This is a genomic window from Streptomyces stoeckheimensis, from assembly GCF_045822005.1.
Taxonomy (GTDB): domain Bacteria; phylum Actinomycetota; class Actinomycetes; order Streptomycetales; family Streptomycetaceae; genus Streptomyces; species Streptomyces stoeckheimensis.
Genome location: NZ_CP169550.1, coordinates 8,623,285 through 8,639,085 on the forward strand (window position 1 = coordinate 8,623,285; position 15,801 = coordinate 8,639,085).

15 protein-coding genes and 1 pseudogene are annotated in these 15,801 nt (G+C 72.7%); 13 read left to right on the top strand and 3 right to left on the bottom strand.

The genetic code is table 11. The features are described 5' to 3' along the window. The first annotated feature begins 161 nt into the window (after window positions 1-161). Window positions 162-833, top strand: coding sequence for a DUF4360 domain-containing protein (locus ACE1OC_RS39075; protein ID WP_407841029.1), 672 nt, complete (start codon window positions 162-164; stop codon window positions 831-833). A 45-nt stretch (window positions 834-878) separates the two neighbouring features. Here the strand turns inward: ACE1OC_RS39075 and ACE1OC_RS39080 are convergent, their stop codons facing one another. Further along, window positions 879-1,238, bottom strand: a complete 360-nt coding sequence (locus ACE1OC_RS39080) for a DUF6204 family protein (RefSeq protein WP_407841030.1) — start codon at window positions 1,236-1,238, stop codon at window positions 879-881. A gap of 248 nt (window positions 1,239-1,486) precedes the next feature. On the opposite strand from ACE1OC_RS39080, the gene ACE1OC_RS39085 reads away from it, so the two are divergent. Further along, window positions 1,487-1,732, top strand: a complete 246-nt coding sequence (locus ACE1OC_RS39085) for an acyl-CoA carboxylase epsilon subunit (protein ID WP_407841031.1) — start codon at window positions 1,487-1,489, stop codon at window positions 1,730-1,732. Window positions 1,733-1,852: 120 nt separating this feature from the next. On the opposite strand, the gene ACE1OC_RS39090 is transcribed toward ACE1OC_RS39085, so the two are convergent. After that, the gene (locus tag ACE1OC_RS39090; protein ID WP_407841032.1) at window positions 1,853-3,493 is read right to left on the bottom strand and encodes an FAD-dependent oxidoreductase; all 1,641 of its coding nucleotides are present in this window, start codon (window positions 3,491-3,493) and stop codon (window positions 1,853-1,855) included. A 286-nt stretch (window positions 3,494-3,779) separates the two neighbouring features. Between ACE1OC_RS39090 and ACE1OC_RS39095 the strand changes: the two genes are divergently transcribed. The 7 genes from ACE1OC_RS39095 to ACE1OC_RS39125 all read left to right on the top strand — a co-directional run bounded on the left by ACE1OC_RS39095 (window position 3,780) and on the right by ACE1OC_RS39125 (window position 9,118). Further along, a complete protein-coding gene (locus ACE1OC_RS39095; protein WP_407841033.1) occupies window positions 3,780-4,913 on the top strand; it encodes a SchA/CurD-like domain-containing protein in 1,134 nt (377 codons plus the stop codon). A gap of 136 nt (window positions 4,914-5,049) precedes the next feature. Further along, a complete protein-coding gene (locus ACE1OC_RS39100; protein WP_243333070.1) occupies window positions 5,050-5,496 on the top strand; it encodes a cupin domain-containing protein in 447 nt (148 codons plus the stop codon). Further along, entirely contained in the window at window positions 5,493-6,767 is a 1,275-nt protein-coding gene (locus ACE1OC_RS39105) for a beta-ketoacyl-[acyl-carrier-protein] synthase family protein (RefSeq protein WP_407841034.1), read from the top strand. Before ACE1OC_RS39100 ends, ACE1OC_RS39105 begins: the two co-directional genes overlap by 4 nt. Then, entirely contained in the window at window positions 6,764-7,999 is a 1,236-nt protein-coding gene (locus tag ACE1OC_RS39110; protein ID WP_407841035.1) for a beta-ketoacyl synthase N-terminal-like domain-containing protein, read from the top strand. The genes ACE1OC_RS39105 and ACE1OC_RS39110 overlap by 4 nt, the downstream gene beginning before the upstream one ends. A gap of 18 nt (window positions 8,000-8,017) precedes the next feature. Then, window positions 8,018-8,275 (top strand): phosphopantetheine-binding protein, encoded by a 258-nt coding sequence (locus tag ACE1OC_RS39115; protein ID WP_250743221.1) that lies wholly within the window; start codon window positions 8,018-8,020, stop codon window positions 8,273-8,275. Between the two features lies 1 nt (window position 8,276). Further along, the gene (locus ACE1OC_RS39120; RefSeq protein WP_274546617.1) at window positions 8,277-8,756 is read left to right on the top strand and encodes an SRPBCC family protein; all 480 of its coding nucleotides are present in this window, start codon (window positions 8,277-8,279) and stop codon (window positions 8,754-8,756) included. A 20-nt stretch (window positions 8,757-8,776) separates the two neighbouring features. Further along, entirely contained in the window at window positions 8,777-9,118 is a 342-nt protein-coding gene (locus tag ACE1OC_RS39125; protein WP_407841036.1) for a TcmI family type II polyketide cyclase, read from the top strand. Window positions 9,119-9,201: 83 nt separating this feature from the next. Here the strand turns inward: ACE1OC_RS39125 and ACE1OC_RS39130 are convergent, their stop codons facing one another. Beyond that, window positions 9,202-10,254, bottom strand: a complete 1,053-nt coding sequence (locus ACE1OC_RS39130) for a LacI family DNA-binding transcriptional regulator (protein WP_407841037.1) — start codon at window positions 10,252-10,254, stop codon at window positions 9,202-9,204. A gap of 180 nt (window positions 10,255-10,434) precedes the next feature. On the opposite strand from ACE1OC_RS39130, the gene ACE1OC_RS39135 reads away from it, so the two are divergent. The 4 genes and pseudogenes from ACE1OC_RS39135 to ACE1OC_RS39150 all read left to right on the top strand — a co-directional run. Next, window positions 10,435-12,174 carry a diacylglycerol kinase family protein gene (locus tag ACE1OC_RS39135; RefSeq protein WP_407841038.1) on the top strand — a complete coding sequence of 580 codons (1,740 nt, stop codon included), beginning with the start codon at window positions 10,435-10,437 and terminating at the stop codon, window positions 12,172-12,174. 280 nt (window positions 12,175-12,454) lie between these two features. Beyond that, entirely contained in the window at window positions 12,455-13,669 is a 1,215-nt protein-coding gene (locus tag ACE1OC_RS39140; protein ID WP_407836926.1) for an IS110 family transposase, read from the top strand. Between the two features lie 131 nt (window positions 13,670-13,800). Continuing rightward, on the top strand, window positions 13,801-14,754 hold the full coding sequence (locus ACE1OC_RS39145; RefSeq protein WP_407841039.1) for a YihY/virulence factor BrkB family protein: 954 nt from the start codon (window positions 13,801-13,803) through the stop codon (window positions 14,752-14,754). Between the two features lie 175 nt (window positions 14,755-14,929). Further along, window positions 14,930-15,673 (top strand): annotated as a pseudogene (locus ACE1OC_RS39150) (phosphatase PAP2 family protein); the annotation flags it as partial. Window positions 15,674-15,801: the final 128 nt, after the last annotated feature.

Below are 15,801 nucleotides of genomic sequence, written 5' to 3' on the forward strand. Positions count from 1 at the left end.
AGGAATCGGGGCATCCCATGTGCTCGGCGCCCCGCCGATGAGCCGATCGGCCCTCCCCGAAGGGCTGCCCGAACGTTTCTCCGGTGAAAGGGCCCGGCCATCGGAGTGAGACCGCGCACCCGTTCACCGATCGGCGGGGTACGGACCGCTTCCATGGCCGGGTGATCAGAACACTGCGCACCGCGCTCGGCGCCGTCCTCGTGACCGGCGGCCTCCTCGCCCTCCTGCCCGCCTCCGCCGCCGGGGCGGCGGGCGGCCCGGCGGCCCCCGCCGCACCGGAAGACCGGGTGACCGTAGACGTCGCCACGGTCAACGGCTCGGGCTGCCGTCCGGGCAGCGCCACCGTCGCCGTGGCCGAGGACAACTCGGCCTTCACCGTCACCTACAGCGAGTACCTGGCCATGGCGGGCGGCAACAGCGCCCCGACCGACGGCCGCAAGAACTGTCTGCTCTCCCTGCTCGTCCACGTCCCGCAGGGATACACCTACGCCGTCGCCCAGGTCGACTACCGGGGATTCGGCAGCCTCCAGCAGGGCGCGATCGGCACCCAGAAGGCCAGCTACTACTTCCAGGGCATGAAGCAGACCGACTACCGCACCCACAAGTTCCAGGGCAGGCTCGACGACAACTGGCAGGCCACCGACACCACGGGCATCGAGGCCCTGGTCTTCGCCCCCTGCGGCGAACTGCGCAACTTCAACATCAACACCGAACTGCGCGCCGAGGTCGGCACCTCGGACCCGTCGACGACCAGCTACATGGCGCTCGACTCCACCGACGGCAGCATCAACAGCGTCTACCACTTCTCCTGGAAGAAGTGCCCGGCCCGCTGAGCCGGCCAGGCCCGTTCCCCGCGGGCGGTCGTGCGGGGCTCCCGTTCAGGAGTCGTCCCGCGCGGCCGCCTGCCGCTGCCGCTTGCTCATGGGGGCCAGCGTGAGGTCCTGGGCCTGCGAGCTGAGCCGCTTGAAGCCGTACCCGCGCTCCGTCAGCCAGGTCTCCGCGGCGAGCTCGGCGTGGGCGGTCGCGTCCAGGATGTCCTCCTCGGCCTCGCCCTCGGCCAGGAAGCGGAAGGTGAAGAAGGGCCGGGCCGCCACGTCGTACGTGAGGTGCCCCTCGGGGGTGAACTCGGCCGTCAGCATGTCGTGCCGGGCCGCGTCCGCGAGGAGCGCGGCGCGCTGCTCTTCGGTGAGGCCGTCGAAGGACCCCCGGACGGTGATGCGGAAGGTGCGGGTGCTCATCCCGTCACCCTAGGCCGGACGCCGAGCCGTCCGCACCGGGATTTCCGGGGGCCCGCCACTCCGACGGCCCAATCGGCGCGCGACCTCCGCGACCCCGACGTCACCCGGTCGACGCGGCTGAGACCTGGGGTTTCGCGCAACTGCCCGGCGTGCCGGGCGTGTCGCGCCCCGCTAGCGTCGGCAGCGTCCGGAGTCCTCGGATTCCGCGAGGGGGGTCCTGCTTTCCGCCTGTGCGAGAGGCCGAGCCGATGCTGAAGGACGCTCCGATAGCCCAGACGCCCCCGATAGCCAGCCTGATCCGCGTGGAGAAGGGCGTGGCCGCCCCCGAGGAACTCGCCGCGATCGCGGTGGTCGTCGCCTGCTTCGCCCGCCGCAACTCCGCCGGAGCGGAACCGGCCCCCGGAGCGGGAACGGCCCCCGCCGGTGCCGCCCGGCGCCGGCGCCCCGCGCACCACGGCTCCGGCTGCTGGGCGGGCTGCTGGGCCTGCGGCTGACGCGGACCGGCACGGGGTCCGCAGCCCCCATGAACGCCCCTGCCCCCGGCCCGCTTACGGGCCGGCGGCAGGGGGACCAATCGGCGAGGGCAACCAATCGGCGTACGGGCCGGTCGCCGGTCAGGACCGGCGCAGCACCGTGGACAGGGCCTCGGACAGCGCGGCCTCGGCGTCGTCCGCCGGACCCTGCGAGCGCCACGCGACGAACCCGTCGGGCCGCACCAGCACGGCGCCCTCCGGGGACATGGCGTGCACCTCGCTCCAGTCGGATCCCTCCTCCTGCACCAGATCGGCGCCCGCTGCGCCCGGCGCCCCGATCGCGTACGCGTCCAGCTTCACCGACAGCCGCTCGGCCACCCGGCCGGCGGCCGCCCGCCAAGGCGAGCCCGCACCGCAGAGCAGCACGAAGGCGCGCTCGTAGAGGTCCAGCGTGGAGACCCGCTCGCCGTCGGCCCGCGTCAGCCACATGTGCGGGGCCCGCGTACCGGGGTCGCCCTTCATGCGCATCCCCTCCGGGATGACGGGCCGGTCCGGAGAGCCGCCGACGAAGGCGCCGCTCGGGTACGCGTAGGCCATCGCCGTCGTCAGGACCCCGCTGCCCGGTCCGCCGCCCATCGTGGGCGGGGGCGCGTACCCGGGGTGGCTGTGCTCCGCCGAACGGGCAGAGGCGCGCTGGGCGGTCGCCACGGCCACCGGGTGCCGCTCGGCCCCGTAGGTCTCCAGCAGTCCCGCGCCCGCCGATCCGTTCAGGACCGCCGCGATCTTCCACGCCAGGTTGTGCGCGTCCTGGATGCCGGTGTTGGAGCCGAACGCGCCGGTGGGGGACATCTCGTGGGCCGCGTCGCCGGCGAGGAACACCCGACCGGAGGAGTACTGCGTGGCGATCCGTTCCGCCGCGTGCCAGGGGGCCTTTCCGCCGATCTCCACGTCCAGGTCCGGCACGCCGATCGCGGCCCGGATCTGCTCCCTGCACCGCTCCTCGGTGAAGTCCTCCAGGGTTTCCCCCTGGTCCGGGTGCCAGGGGAGGTGGAAGACCCACTGGGTGTCGTTGTCCACCGGCAGCAGCGCCCCGTCCGCACCCGGCTTCATCAGGTAGCAGACGATGAACCGCAGATCGCCCAGCACCTCGACGAGCCGACGCGAGCGGAAGGTGACGCTGACGTTGTGGAACAGCTCGCCGCTGCCCGTCTGGGGGATGCGCAACTGCTCGCGCACGGGGCTGCGCGGGCCGTCCGCCGCGATCAGGAAGTCGGCGCGCACGGTGATGTGCTCACCAGTCTCCCGGTCCTTGACCAGCGCGTTCACCCCGGTCTCGTCCTGGTCGAAGCTCATCAGCTCGGTCGAGAACCGCACGTCGGCGCCCTGGGCACGGCTCTGCGCGGCGAGGATGGGCTCGATGTTGTTCTGGCTGCACACGCACCAGCCGGTCGGACTGAACTTGCTGAGCGCTCCGGACGGGTCGATGGCCTTGACCAGCCACTTGTGGTCGCCGCCGAGCAGGGACTCCGTCTGCAGGATGCCCATGTTGTTCTCCAGCGCGGACGCCGCCTGCCGGATGGCGCCCTCCGCCCCGGCCACCCGGAACAACTCCATGGTCCGGGCGTTGATACCGCGCCCGCGCGGGTGGTCCGAGGTGCCGGCGTGCTTCTCCACTACCAGGTGTCTGATGCCGTGGCGGCTCAGGAACAGCGAGGTGGACAGACCCACGAGGGAGCCGCCCACGACGAGAACCGGTACGCGAACATCTGCCGTGTCTTCCATCAGCTGCGAGCTCCTGAATTCTGTGTGGGGGGAGTGCACTCTTTTATGCCCCCGATCGCCGCCCAAGCCCAGGAGATACGCCGGTTGTCACCCGCTTGATCCGGAGATGTAGCGGTACGTCCCCACCCGGATGACGATGAGCGACAGCGGTTCCCCCGAAGACACGCCGGCCTGCCGTCCCCGCGACGGCCGCCGGTCCGGGCGGTCACCGCCGATGACGGACGAGGGGTCCGTACGCGATGAACATCCCCGCCCTCCCCCAGGGCCCTCACGAAGGAGTGAGCAGATGACGACCACCCTGTCCGAACGGGTGTCACAGTCCGCCTTCGACGGATCCATGCTCCGGGTCGTCCTGCTGATGGACCTCCACGAAGGAGCCCAGCAGCGGTTCTTCGAGGCGTACGAGCAACTGCGCCACGACATCGCGTCGGAACCGGGCCACATCAGCGACCAGCTCTGCCAGTCCTTCGAGAACCCCTCCCAGTGGCTCATCACCAGCGAGTGGGAGAGCGCCCCGCAGTACCTCGCCTGGGTCAACAGCGAGCACCACGCCGAGCAGGTGCGCCCGCTCGGCGCCTGCGCCCGCGCCATGCGCCCGCTCAAGTACACCGTCCTGCGCGAGACCGGCCGCGGCTACCAGGACGCGCAGCGGCCCACGGGTGCCCGGCTGCAGGAAGCACCCCGGCTCGGCGCCGGCGTCGTGCGCCACGCCCTGACCTTCACGGTCAAGCCCGGCAGCGAGAAGGACGTGGCCGCGCTCCTCTCCAGCTACGCCTCCCCGGAGGCGAGGGTGGACGGACACACCCGGCTCCTGCGGACCTCGCTCTTCATGCACGGCAACCGGGTCGTGCGTACGGTGGAAGTCCGCGGCGACCTGATGGCAGCCCTGCGGCACGTTTCCGAACAGCCCGAGGTACGGGCCGTCGAAGAGGCCATCAACCCCTACCTGGAGCAGGACCGCGACCTCGGCGACCCCGAGTCCGCCCGGATGTTCTTCATGCGGGCCGCACTCCCCGCCGTCCACCACGTCGCCGCGCGGGAGGCCGGCGAGGTCGACCGCTCCGACGTACGGCGCCACGCGCTGTTCTACCCGGCCAAGCCCGGCTGCGGACCGGCGCTGGCCCGGTTCCTCGCCCGGCAGGACGAGGAGGCCGCCCACCGGTCCGACGCCCCGACCGTGAGCAGCAGCATCTTCCAGCGCGACGACATCGTCGTACGCCTCATCGACGTGCGCAGCCCGCACGGCGCCGGGCTGGAAACCGCCTTCGGCATCCGGGGACCGCGCAAGGCGGCCGTCCTCGCCCGCCTGATGGCAGGCCCCGTCAGCAGCGCGGACGGCTCCGACGGAGCCGTCTCCGCCTCCGCGGTCCGCCACACCATGAGCCTGATCACCGACCGCCGGGCCCCCGCCGAAAGCTGACGCGCAGCGGCCTTCCGCACCGGCCCGCACCCCTGGACCACTCATCTCCGGACGCTCCGGCTCCGGACGCCTCATCCCTGGACCCCCCACCCATCAGCCCCGTCCAGGCTCCCCACCGCCAGGAGGAACCCCCGCCATGACCAGACAACGCCCACCGCACATCGTGGACCTCAGCGAGACGCAGCCCAACACGCGGCGCGGCGGCGACCTGAGGGCCGTCCTGACACCGACCTCGGTGGGCTGCACCAGCGGCTTCATGGGGCTGGCCGTCATGGCGCCGGGCGAGCACATCGCCGAGCACTACCACCCGTACTCCGAGGAGTTCGTGTACGTGGTCGCCGGCGAGCTGGAGGTCGACCTCGACGGCGAGGCCCACCCGCTCCTCACCGACCAGGGGCTCCTCGTCCCGATGAACGTGCGCCACCGCTTCCGCAACGTCGGCGGCACCGAGGCCCGCATGGTCTTCCACCTCGGCCCGCTCGCCCCCGACCCGAAGCTCGGGCACGTGGACACGGAGGAGGCCGTCCACCCGGAGGGCTCCGCCTGGGAGCGGCCCCCGGACCGCGCGGGAGCGGTCTCGTGACCCGCCGACGCGTGGCCGTCACCGGGGTCGGCGTCGTCGCCCCCGGTGGGATCGGCGCCTCCGCCTTCTGGGAGCTCCTCTCCAACGGGCGTACGGCGACACGTGGCATCACCCTCTTCGACCCGACCGGCTTCCGCTCCCGGATAGCCGCGGAGGTCGACTTCGACCCCGCCGCACACGGCCTCGGCGCCGACGAGGCGGCCCGCGCGGACCGGTACATCCAGTTCGCGCTGGTCGCCGCAGCCGAGGCGGTGCGCGACGCCGGACTCGACCTCACCACGGACGAAGCCTGGCGCACCGGAGTCTCCCTCGGCACCGCCGTGGGCGGCACCACCCGCCTGGAGCACGACTACGTGGCCGTCAGCCAGTCGGGCGACTGGTGGGACGTGGACCACCGGCTCGCCGCGGCGCACCTGCACCGCGCCTTCACCCCGGCCACCCTGGCCTCCGCCGTCGCGGAGAAGACGGGAGCCCGCGGGCCGGTCCAGACCGTCTCCACCGGCTGCACCTCCGGACTCGACGCCATCGGCTACGCCTTCCACTCCATCGCCGAGGGCAAGATGGACGTCTGCATCGCCGGCGCCTCCGATTCACCCGTCTCGCCGATCACCGTGGCCTGCTTCGACGCCATCAAGGCCACCTCGCCCAACAACGACGACCCCGCCCACGCCTCCCGGCCCTTCGACGCCGACCGTGACGGCTTCGTCCTCGGCGAAGGCGGCGCCGTCCTCGTCCTCGAAGAGCTGGAACACGCCCGCGCGCGCGGTGCGACCGTCTACTGCGAGATCGGCGGCTACGCCACCTTCGGCAACGCCCACCACATGACGGGGCTGACCACCGAGGGCCTGGAGATGGCCCGCGCCATCGAAACCGCCCTCGCCCAGGCCCGCACCGACGCCCGCGACATCGACTACGTCAACGCGCACGGCTCCGGGACCAAGCAGAACGACCGCCACGAGACCGCGGCGGTCAAGAAGGTCCTGGGAGACCACGCCTACAAGACGCCGATGACCTCCATCAAGTCCATGGTGGGGCACTCGCTCGGCGCCATCGGGGCGATCGAACTGGCCGCCTGCGTCCTGGCGATGACCCACCAGGTCGTCCCTCCCACGGCCAACTACGAGACCCCCGACCCCGAATGCGACCTGGACTACGTGCCGCGCGTCGCCCGCGAACGCACGCTGCGCAACGTGCTCTCCGTGGGCAGCGGCTTCGGCGGCTTCCAGTCCGCGGTCGTCATGACCCGCCCCAAGGAGGAGGTGGTCTCGTGAGCGTCCGTACGGTCATCACGGGCATCGGAGTCGTCGCGCCCAACGGCATCGGCGCCGAGGCCTTCTGGAAGGCGACCGAGTCGGGCGCCTCGGTCCTGGGCCGCGTCACGCGGGAGGGCTGCGAACACCTCCCGCTGCGCGTGGCCGGCGAGGTACGGGGCTTCGACGCGGCCTCCATGGTCGAGGAACGCTACCTCGTCCAGACCGACCGCTACACCCACCACGCCCTCGCCGCGGCCGACCTCGCCCTGGAGGACGGCCGGCTCGGCCGGGCCGACTACGAGGACGACCCCTTCTCGGTCGGCGTGGTCACCGCGGCCGGATCGGGCGGCGGCGAATTCGGCCAGCGCGAGCTGCAACACCTCTGGGGTCAGGGACCGCGCTACGTCGGCCCGTACCAGTCGATCGCCTGGTTCTACGCGGCCAGCACCGGGCAGATCTCCATCCGCCGGGGCCTCAAGGGCCCCTGCGGGGTCGTCGCCGCAGACGAGGCGGGCGGCCTCGACGCCTTCGCGCACGCCGCCCGGGCCATCCACCAGGGCAGCAAGGCCATGCTGGTCGGAGCCACCGAGGCGCCCCTGGCCCCGTACTCCATCGTCTGCCAGCTCGGCTACGAGGCCCTGAGCACCCACGAGGACCCGGAGCGGGCCTACCGGCCCTTCACCGAGAAGGCCTGCGGCTTCGTCCCCGCCGAGGGCGGCGCCATGTTCCTCGTGGAGGAGGAGCAGGCGGCCCTGCGCCGCGGCGCCTCCGTCCGGGCCCTCCTGGCCGGGCACGCGGCGACCTTCACCGGCCCGCACCACCCCGAACGGGCCGACGCCTCCGCCGAAGGCCTGGCCCACGCGATCAAGGGCGCCCTGCGGGACGCGGGCCGCGCCCCCGAGGAGATCGACGTGGTCTTCGCCGACGCGCTCGGCACCCCGGAAGCAGACCGGGCCGAGGCGGCCGCGATCGTCTCCGCCCTCGGGGCACACGGGCGCAAGGTGCCGGTCACGGCACCCAAGACCGGGACGGGCCGGGCCTATTGCGCGGCCCCCGCCCTCGACACCGCCGCCGCGGTCCTCGCCCTGGAGCACGGCATCGTCCCGCCCACGCCGAACGTGTTCGACGTGTGCCACGACCTCGACGTGGTGACCGGCAGCGCCCGTCCGGCGCAGCTGCGCACCGCGCTCGTACTGAGCCGGGGCCTCATGGGCTCCAACGCCGCGCTCGTCATCACCATCCCCTCCTAGAGACAGAAGGAGCCGCTCATGTCCGAACGACTGACCGTCGAGGAGCTGGCCGCCCTGATGAAGTCCGGGGCCGGCATCACCGTGGACCCGGCCGACATGAAGAACCGCCCGGACTCCCTGTTCGACGACTACGGCCTCGACTCGCTGGGCCTGCTCGGCATCGTCGGGCTGCTGGAGAACCAGCGCGGCCGGGCCCTGCCCACCGACGCGGACCGCTGCAAGACCCCCAAAGAGTTCCTCGACCTCGTCAACACCAGCCTGATGACCGGAGCTTGAGATGGCAGGACACACCGAGAACGAAATCGTCGTCAAGGCGCCCATGGAGACCGTCTGGGAGATGACCAACGATCTCCCCAGCTGGCCCGGGCTGTTCAGCGAGTACGCCTCGCTGGAGGTCCTGGAGGAGGACGGGCCCACCACCCGCTTCCGCCTGACCATGCACCCCGACGAGAACGGCACCGTGTGGAGCTGGGTCTCCGAACGCACCCCCGACCCCGTCACCCGCACCGTGCGCGCCCGCCGCGTCGAGACCGGCCCGTTCGAGCACATGGACATCCACTGGCAGTACTTCGAAGTTCCCGGCGGCACCCGGATGGTGTGGACCCAGGACTTCGCGATGAAGCCGCAGGCACCCGTCGACGACGCCTGGATGACCGACAACATCAACCGCAACTCCAAGGTCCAGCTGCAACTGATCCGGGACAAGATCGAACAGCGCGAACGCGAGAGCCGCACGCCCGCGGCCAGTCGCGTCTGAGACGAAAGGCGGCACACCGGATGCACCGCGCTCTCATCGTGGCCCGCATGGCGCCGCAGTCCGCCCCCGACATCGCCGAGCTCTTCGCGGCCTCGGACGCGGGCGAGCTGCCGCACCTCGTCGGGGTCACCCGCCGCAGCCTCTTCCAGTTCGGCGACGTGTACATGCACTTCATCGAATCGGACCGGCCCCCCGGCCCGGCCATCGCCGAAGTGACCGGCCACCCGGAGTTCCGGGAACTCAGCGACCGGCTCACCGCCTACGTCAGCCCGCACAACCCGGAGACCTGGCGCAGCCCCAAGGACGCCATGGCCCAGGAGTTCTACCGCTGGGAGCGTCCGGGCACCTCCCGTACGGGCTAGCCGTACGGAGCGCCCCGCGCCACGGGCAGGCCTCGGGCCCCGCACCCACCCGGGTGCGGGGCCCGCCACCATGCCACCGCCCCTCAGGCCGAGCCGCGCACCACCAGCGAGGTCGGGGTGATCACGGATCCGGGCACCCGGTGCGATTCCTGTGCCGGGTCCAGGGACCTCAGCAGCAGCCGGACCATCAGGCGCCCCATGCCCTCGATGTCCTGGCGCACGGTCGTCAGCGGCGGAACGGCGCTCTCCGCCACCAGCTCGGCATCGTCGAAGCCGACCAGCGCCACGTCCCCCGGCACGGACCGGCCCCGCTCGCGCAGCACGCCCAGCGCGCCGGTCGCCATCAGGTCGTTCGCGGCGAACACCGCGTCGAGATCCGGGCAGCGCTCCAGCAGTTCGGCCATCGCCCGTGCTCCGCCCGCCGGGGTGAAGTCCCCCTCGGCGATCAGCGCCGGATCCGCGTCGACCAGCACGTCCCGGTACCCGTCGAGCCGGTCGGTCGCCGACGTCTGGTCCGGCGGCCCGGCGATGTGCGCGATCTGCCGCCGCCCCCGGGACACCAGGTACCGTACGGCCTCGCGCGCGCCCCCGCGGTTGTCGGCGTCGACGTACGACAGCGGACCGTAGGGCGCGGCTCCGTCGGCCTGCCCGGTCCAGCCGGGCCGCCCTCCGTAGACGGTGGGCATGCCGATGCGGCGCGTGATCGCCGGCAGCGGGTCGTCGGTGTGCAGCGAGAACGCGAGCGCGCCGTCGACGTGACCGCCCGCCAGGTACCGCTCGATCCGGCCGTAGTCCCCGCGGTGCTCGACCAGGAGCAGTACCAACTGCGTGTCGTGCGCGGTCAGTTCCTTGCTGATGCCGCGGATCTGCCGGGAGAAGAAGGGGTCGGAGAAGATCCGGATCTCCGGCTCGGCGATGATCACGGCGACCGCGCCCGTGCGCCGGGTGACCAGCGTGCGGGCCGCGTGGTTGGGCACGTAGCCGAGGTCCAGGACGGCTGCGCGGACCTTGTCCACCAAGTGCGCACGGACACCGTCGCCGCCGTTGACCACCCTGGACGCGGTGGCCCTGGACACCCCGGCGCGCGCCGCCACCGCTTCCAGGGTGGGCCGGCCGGCGGGAACCTGTTCGGTCACGGGCGCTCCTCGTGCGTGTCCGGGGTCGGCGGCCCGGGCCCTGGGGGCCCCGGCCCTGTCGGACAGCAGGGTAACCGGTACCGCCGGGATCGCTGAGAGCGCTCCCGGCGGTACCGTTCCGGAGCGGGGCGGCGGCCAAGGACCGCGCATCTTTCGGTCGTTGCGGGCCAGAAGGCATCCATGAAGCGAAGCTGCGGTTCCTCCGTGCGCGGTGTCGGACCGATCCTGCTCCTTCCCGTGCAGGCGGCCCTGATGGTCGGGCTGGGACGGCTGGTCACCGGACCGGCGGCGGACCACTGGCCGCTGTCGGCGGAGGCCTCGATCGGGGAGGACTTGGCGGAGGGCCGGGACCCGTCCACGTCCGGAGTCGCGGAGTTCTTCTCCGTACTCGCCGGCACCCAGGCCGTCATCGGAGCGACCCTGGTCTGCATCGTCGTCCTGCTCGTCATCCCGCGCGCCGCCCTGCGCACCGAGGCGCTGTTCCTCGGCGTCTCGGTGGCCGCGCAGTCGGCGGTGTTCGTGGTGGTGACGGCCTTCGTGGACCGCCCGCGGCCCGCGGTTCCCCACGAGGACGCCGCGCCGCCCACGTCGAGCTTCCCCTCCGGGCACGTCGGCGCTTCCCTCGCGCTCTACGGGGGACTGGCCGTCATCGCCGCGCTGCGCATGCGCGGCCCGTGGCGCCACGCGGTGACGGGAACCCTGCTGCTGATCCCGCCGGCCGTCGGCCTGTCGCGGATGTACCGCGGCATGCACTACCCCAGCGATGTGGCGGGCGGCCTGCTCAACGGCACGCTGACCCTGCTGATCACCGGGTTCGCGCTGCTCTACGGACGACGGCCCGCCGCGGGGCCCACTGCGGGGCCCGACGGAACCGAGCGATCCGCCCGGGAGGTGCCCGCCCCGCGCAGCACCGGTGGTCCGGTCCTCGTCGTGCGCCATCCGTACGGCTGCCCCGACGAGCTCGCCGACCGGCTGGCCGCCGTCCTGCGCGAGCACGGCCACCGTGACCTCCGGTGGATCCCGACCTCCGCCGAGCTCCCCTGCGGCGCCCTGGCGGAGGAGCTGCGCACCGTCCGCCCCGCCCTCGTGGTGGTCTGCGGAGGCGACGGCACCCTGCGCGCCTGCGCCGAGATCCTGGCGGGCACGCGGATCCCGCTGGCCGTCGCACCCTGCGGCACCGGAAACCTCCTCGCCCGCAACCTCGGCCTCCCGATGGATCCGGCCGCCGCCCTGGCCGAGTCCCTGTCCGGCGAGAGCTTCGGCATCGACGTCGGCCGGGTCCGGGGCGACGGGCTCGAGCCGATGCGGTTCACCGTCATGGCAGGTGCCGGATTCGACGCCGCGATGGTCCGGGACGCCTCCCCGCGCCTCAAGTCGCGGATGGGCTGGGCCGCGTACGTCCTGTCGGCGCTGCGGCACCTGCGCGATCCCGGCGTCCGCCTCACGGTCCGCGTCGACGGGGGCCGCAGGCTGCGGCGCCGGGCCCGCATGGTCGTCATCGGGAACGTCGGCACGCTGCAGGGCGGCCTGCCGCTCCTGCCGGAGGCGCGGCCGGACAGCGGACGCCTGGACGTGGTGCTCTTCGACCCGCACGGCCCCGCCGGATGGCTCACCGCGGCCGGGCACCTGGCGGCCCGCCTGCTGCGCCGGCGCCCGCCGCCAGGCCCCGGCCCGGCCGCCCCGGACGGGCGCAGCGAGGCCGGGGGAGCGCTGGAGTACTTCAGCGCCACCCGGATCGACGTCCGCTGCGCCGTGCCGCAGCCGCGCGAGCTCGACGGTGATGCCGTGAGCGAGGGTGTCCGCCTCACCGCCGAGATCGAGCCGGGAGCCCTGCGGGTGTACCTGCCCCGCGCGCCCGGGGCGCCGCAGGACCCATCCGTCGAGCAGCTTCCGACGGCGGCCCCCGGCCCGCCGACCTGAAGTCCGGCGGCCCCCCCCCGTTATCTTTTTCGCGGTCCTGCAATGGGGCCGCTGGCCTCCGGGCCCGGTATGACTGTGTCCCCTCTGTCGAAGGCATGACCTGGGGGGTGGTGTCGCCGGGTCCGTGGGGTGCCGTCACAGACGCTGATGAGAGACCCGGCCACCGCCCGGCCTGGCGCAATGCCGGACAGTTCGCGGGCGGCAGGTCTGCATAACGTGGATGCGCGAGCACGGTGCCGCCGCCGAGGCCGGCAGGATCCAACCACCCTGGAGGGGTGCGATGTTAGACACCGGCGATGTGGCCGTCTTCCTGGGTATGGACGTCGGCAAGAGCGCCCACCACGGCCACGGGCTGACGCCGGCGGGCAAGAAGGTCTTCGACAAGCCGATGCCCAACAGCGAACCGAAACTGCGGGCCGTCTTCGACAAGCTGATCGCGAAGTTCGGCACGGTGCTGGTGATCGTGGACCAACCGGCCTCGATCGGCGCTCTGCCGCTGACCGTGGCCCGCGACGCGGGCTGCGAGGTCGCCTACCTTCCCGGACTCGCGATGCGGCGGATCGCCGACCTGTATCCGGGCGAGGCGAAAACCGACGCGAAGGACGCGGCGGTCATCGCGGACGCCGCCCGCACCATGCCGCACGTCCTGCGTTCGCTGGAGCTGACCGACGAGATCACCGCCGAGCTCACGGTGCTGACCGGCTTCGACCAAGACCTCGCCGCCGAAGCCACCCGCACCAGCAACCGAATACGCGGTCTGCTCACGCAGTTCCACCCCAGCCTCGAGCGCGTGCTTGGGCCCCGGCTGGACCACCCGGCCGTCACCTGGCTCCTCGAGCGCCACGGATCTCCGGCCGCTCTGCGCAAAGCGGGCCGCCGCAGGCTCGTCGAACTCATCCGCCCGAAAGCCCCGCGCATGGCCGCCCGGCTGATCGACGAGGTCTTCGACGCCCTGGACGAGCAGACCGTCGTGGTCCCGGGAACCGGCACCCTCGACATCGTGATCCCGTCCCTGGCCGCCTCGCTCGCAGCGGTTCACGACCAGCGCCGGGCGCTCGAAGCCCAGATCAGCACCCTGCTGGAGGCCCACCCTCTTCACCCGGTCCTGACCTCGATGCCGGGAGTCGGAGTCAGGACCGCTGCCGTCCTGCTGGTCACCGTCGGCGACGGCACCAGTTTTCCCAGCGCCGCCCACCTCGCCTCCTACGCCGGTCTCGCCCCCACGACCAGATCCTCGGGGACCTCGATCCACGGCGAACACGCACCACGAGGCGGAAACCGGCAGCTCAAACGCGCCATGTTCCTCTCCGCCTTCGCCTGCATGAACGCTGACCCGGCCTCACGCGCCTACTACGACCGGCAAAGAGCCCGCGGCAAAACCCACACCCAGGCCCTCCTCCGACTCGCCCGCCAACGCATCAGCGTCCTGTTCGCCATGCTCCGCGACGGCACCTTCTACGAGTCCAGAGTCCCCACCATCACCCTCGCCGCATGACCATCCCAAACAGCCTCATACCCGGCACCACGTCCTTGACGAAGGACATAGAGACACCCCCCCGCAACACCGGCCGACCGCAAGCCCCGTAGGTCCGCGGGCTCCACGACACACCGGAAGGCAGGAACACGATGGGCACCGCGAGACGGGTACCGCAACGCCACGACGTGAGCGGCGAGGAGCTCTCCGCCGACGAGGCGTGGACCGCCCTGCGCCGCTACGGCGGCTGGAGCCTGGCACGGGACTCCTTCGTGCGCTTCCGCTACGCCGACGGCTTCAGCCACGCCCGCGCGCTCGCCCTGCAGACCGTCCTGTCGATCGTCCCGCTGGCCATCGCGGCCATCGGCCTGTCCGGGGTGCTGCACACCGAGGACGTGGGCCGGGTCGCCGAGCTCACCATCCGCGGGCTCACCAGCGGCCCGGGACAGGCCGTCGTGGACGACGCGCTCAGCGAGAGCAGACGCCACGCCGGTGACGGCGGCCAGGCCGCACTGTGGCTGGGCCTGCTGTTCTCCCTGGCCAACGTCACCACCGCCCTCTGCCAGGTCGAACGGGGTGCGAACCGCATCTACGGCAACGAGCGGGACCGGCCCTTCCTCGCCAAGTACAGCCGGGGCCTGGTGATGGCGGCCCTCGCGGGACTCCCGCTGGGACTCAGCTTCATCCTCACCGTGCTGGGCACCCACCTGACCCGCGCGCTGGCCGAGGTGTACCGGATCCCTCCCGACACCGTGCGGGCCTGGGAACTCCTGCGCTGGCCGCTGGGCATCCTGCTCGCGGTCCTCGCCACCAGCGCGATCTTCCGCCTCTCCCCGCGCCGGCGCCAACCCGGCTACACCTGGCTGGCCTTCGGGGCCGTCGTCCACCTGGTGCTGTGGAACCTCGCGACCTGGGCGCTGAGCCTCTACATCGGCGAGAGCAGCTCCTTCACCAGCGTTTACGGGCCCCTGAGCGCCATCGTGTCCCTGCTGCTCTGGTCCTACCTCACCTCGATGGCGCTCTTCCTCGGCCTCTCCTTCGCCGCCCAGCTGGAAGCCGTACGGGCGGGGGTGAGGGAGCCGGTCATGAACGACCCCGGGGTCTGACCGCCCCAGCCACCGGCGGCCGGCCGTCCTCGGTCGGAGGCCCGCCACCCCACGCACGCACGAGGGAGCCGGCACCATGGCACGGCGCACGGAAGGTGATCGACGCGTTCACCGGGATCCGCGAGGACCCGGGCACCCGCACGGACCGCGTCATCCGAGAGGACCGCTACGGAGCCTGCTCGCGCGGCACGCCGGACCCGACGCCACCTTCGGCGCGAGACTGCTGCTCGCCGCGGCCGCGACGGCCCTGGCAGCGGTGCCCTTCTCCCTCGCCCTGGTCGTGGTGGAGTCCCAGTGGGCGCCGCTGCACCGTCTGGACCGGGGCGCGGCCGAGCGCCTCCACGCCGCCGCGCTCGCCCACCCGGACCGGGTGGGCCTCCTGCGCGTGCTCTCGGACCGGGTGTGGGACCCGGTCACCATGCGCCTGCTGGTCGCCGTACTCGTGGCCTGGCTCGTGAGCCGGCGCGCCTGGCGGCTGGCGGCCTGGGCCGGCGTCACGGCGGTCGCGGGCGGTCTGATCGGGCTCCTGGTCAAGAGTGCGGTGGAGCGGGCGCGGCCGCACCTGCCGGACCCCGTCGCCCAGGCGCCCGGCTTCTCCTTCCCTTCCGGCCACGCGATGACGGCGACCACCTCGTGCGCCGTCCTGCTGCTGGCCCTGCTGCCGGTGGTTCCGCGGGTCTGGCGTCCGCTGCCCTGGGCGGTCGCGCTGGTCACCGTGGTGGGCGTGGGCTACACGCGGGTCGCGCTAGGAGTCCACTGGGTCAGCGACGTCGTGGGCGGCTGGCTGCTGGGCCTCGGGGTGGTCACTGCGACGGCGCTGGTCTTCGAGGCCTGGCGGTCCGACACCGGACGGCGCCGCGGGGCGGTGGCCGACGGCCTGGAGCCGGAACTCACCGGACCCGAACCCGAAGCGCCCCCGACGGACCCGCCCGTTCCCGCCCCGCCTGCCGCCTGTCGGCCAGGCGCCGACGAGTTCGGGCCATTGAGCTCGCGGCGCGGGCCCGGTGGGGGAGCGGCGCCCGATCAGGGGCAGGCGAGTCCACCGAC

Coding starts and splice junctions, on each gene's coding strand:
- ACE1OC_RS39140 (WP_407836926.1), top strand. CDS start 12,455: ATGTTAGACACCGGCGATGTGGCCGTCTTCCTGGGTATGGACGTCGGC.
- ACE1OC_RS39095 (WP_407841033.1), top strand. CDS start 3,780: ATGACGACCACCCTGTCCGAACGGGTGTCACAGTCCGCCTTCGACGGA.
- ACE1OC_RS39090 (WP_407841032.1), bottom strand. CDS start 3,493: ATGGAAGACACGGCAGATGTTCGCGTACCGGTTCTCGTCGTGGGCGGC.
- ACE1OC_RS39100 (WP_243333070.1), top strand. CDS start 5,050: ATGACCAGACAACGCCCACCGCACATCGTGGACCTCAGCGAGACGCAG.
- ACE1OC_RS39145 (WP_407841039.1), top strand. CDS start 13,801: ATGGGCACCGCGAGACGGGTACCGCAACGCCACGACGTGAGCGGCGAG.
- ACE1OC_RS39125 (WP_407841036.1), top strand. CDS start 8,777: ATGCACCGCGCTCTCATCGTGGCCCGCATGGCGCCGCAGTCCGCCCCC.
- ACE1OC_RS39085 (WP_407841031.1), top strand. CDS start 1,487: ATGCTGAAGGACGCTCCGATAGCCCAGACGCCCCCGATAGCCAGCCTG.
- ACE1OC_RS39120 (WP_274546617.1), top strand. CDS start 8,277: ATGGCAGGACACACCGAGAACGAAATCGTCGTCAAGGCGCCCATGGAG.
- ACE1OC_RS39080 (WP_407841030.1), bottom strand. CDS start 1,238: ATGAGCACCCGCACCTTCCGCATCACCGTCCGGGGGTCCTTCGACGGC.
- ACE1OC_RS39115 (WP_250743221.1), top strand. CDS start 8,018: ATGTCCGAACGACTGACCGTCGAGGAGCTGGCCGCCCTGATGAAGTCC.
- ACE1OC_RS39135 (WP_407841038.1), top strand. CDS start 10,435: ATGAAGCGAAGCTGCGGTTCCTCCGTGCGCGGTGTCGGACCGATCCTG.